The sequence below is a fragment of the Bartonella sp. AU16XJBT genome (assembly GCF_028618665.1).
In the GTDB taxonomy this organism is placed as follows: Bacteria; Pseudomonadota; Alphaproteobacteria; order Rhizobiales; family Rhizobiaceae; genus Bartonella.
Genome location: NZ_JAQITF010000057.1, coordinates 1 through 2,095 on the forward strand (window position 1 = coordinate 1; position 2,095 = coordinate 2,095).

Below are 2,095 nucleotides of genomic sequence, written 5' to 3' on the forward strand. Positions count from 1 at the left end.
AAAGGTTCTTAACCTAAGGAACGGTTAAAATACAACGTTACAATAACGCTGCGAATTAATAGTAACACGATACATTTAAAGATGCAATTTGATAGAAAATACACTTGCGTTTATACACAAAATATGTGATTTATCAGTTAGTTTGTTTATAGCAAATTCCTTACTAATATAGTTTTGAATAGAAAAGCCGCGTCTTTAAAGGACACGGCTTTCTTTTAATTATATCTTTTAGAATATGCCGCAGCCGGTTTAATCAATTCCTCTACAGTCTTTATCTATCTACAAAAGGATATTAAACCTGTAGAAATCTCTTTTCTTCCTGTAACCCATGCCCCCAAAATAAGTTGCGTATCTCCAAAAACACGCGCCCTGCCACCAATAATTGACTTTCCATAAGCACGTACATTGCCATAAACCTTTGCAAACCCATTAACACACGCCTCATCACAAATTATTGCATTTTCAAAAACCTTCGCATGCCCCCAAACCATAGCAGCATTATAAACCTTGGCATCATCCCCAATCCAGCAACTGCCATCATGTGATAAGTTGTATTCACTTTCAATAAAGCCCCCTAAATCTCCTTTTTTAACACCTCCAAAACTTCTTAAAGCTCTAATGCGATAAAGTGTTCTAACTCTACCATAGAGATGGTCTTTAACTTCTGTAGTTTCATCAGTAAGTTCATATTTTCTAGATACAGTTGTCGTGGTCATAGGTAGCTCCCTAATCTAACATTTGAATAAATTTTTAATGAAATGGTTATAAGGAGGCGCCCCCGCACCGCCGCTGCTTTTTTATGCTGCTTTTACAACAGCGTTTGTTAAAACACGCTTGGCTTCTGTTGTAACCAATTTGTAATGATCAAGCTCTTTTTGTAAATCATTTACATACGATAAACGCGCTGCAATCATTCCCAAAACTTTACCAATTCCCTCAGGAGCCTTTAAACTTTCATAAGAAAACAAATCATTATCTCTAGAGAATAAATCATGATTTTTTGATTGGCTTTTTAATTCATAAAAAGCTTTAACAAGCGCCTTTTTAAATGCACGCACCGTATTATTATTGCGCATATATGTCATGAGCAAAGTTGCTTGTGATTCATTAAGGATGGCAACTTCTCTCTTTTGTATTCCACCCTTGGTTTCAAAGGGTAGCATTTCAAATGCGACCCTTCCAAGTTCTTCAAAGTCTTTAATATTTTGACGAACCAACTGTATAACTGTTTTATGCTTATTACCTACACCCTCTGCAATTTTCAAAGAAGTTGTGACAGCAATACCAGCATTGTTGATTGTTACTAAATTGTTCATAGGGAACTCCTACATGTTTAAAGCTTCTATTGACACTCTAAAAGAGTGCCGGGCGCTAGAAACACGGCATGTAGTCCGTCGTCACGCCTTTCCCATAAGGGTATTGTATAGCGTAACCACACCCGACAAAATCGTTATATGCCAATAATAGCATAAAAATAAAGCCAAATTTTGAAGCAGGAAAAGATTGTTTCGTAATCTATTCGCTACATGTTTAGTGTTTCTAGCACTTAACGATTCGTTTAACAGAATGATTTATTAAAGTCAATACGTATTTTTTATTTTTTTCACTTTTTTTCATTTTGATACCTACCTAATTGAATATCAAGTGCTTTCTCTAGTTCACTGTCTATATCATCATAAGTTTTCACTGCTTTCACTGTACGTTTTTTGATTTTCTTATTCACCTCATCTATCAGCGCCTCATAACTCAAAACGCTTCTTGGCAAATCACCTCCGTATATCCACGCTTTCACTTGCGCCTTGGTACTGTAATCAACATTTGTAGGCATCTCTTGATACTGTCCACCATCGAATTCCTCATATTCTCTCATACCATCTTCGTATTCATAGAGATTGTAAAAATACTCTGCTACCCCTAATCCCCATGGTGCATGCCCGACCGCCGTTGCAACCCACTTTTTTTGCCCTTTCTGTTTACGTTTTTTTAAAAACATCTGATTTAATATCCCCTTGCTTAAATCCATAACTTTACCAATGGGTTTATTTGCCTCAAAATGGACCGTACAGTAGCGTTTTTATTTTCAATGTGGTTTTTA

Annotated in this window: 3 protein-coding genes; all 3 read right to left on the minus strand. The window is 36.2% G+C overall.

Features of this window, described 5'->3' with window-relative positions:
- Positions 1–275 precede the first annotated feature (275 nt).
- Positions 276–716 carry a hypothetical protein gene (locus PVV66_RS09425; protein ID WP_273719601.1) on the minus strand — a complete coding sequence of 147 codons (441 nt, stop codon included), beginning with the start codon at positions 714–716 and terminating at the stop codon, positions 276–278.
- A gap of 81 nt (positions 717–797) precedes the next feature.
- The gene (locus PVV66_RS09430; protein WP_273719600.1) at positions 798–1,316 is read right to left on the minus strand and encodes a Rha family transcriptional regulator; all 519 of its coding nucleotides are present in this window, start codon (positions 1,314–1,316) and stop codon (positions 798–800) included.
- 287 nt (positions 1,317–1,603) lie between these two features.
- Positions 1,604–1,993, minus strand: coding sequence for a hypothetical protein (locus tag PVV66_RS09435; protein ID WP_273719602.1), 390 nt, complete (start codon positions 1,991–1,993; stop codon positions 1,604–1,606).
- Positions 1,994–2,095 lie beyond the last annotated feature (102 nt).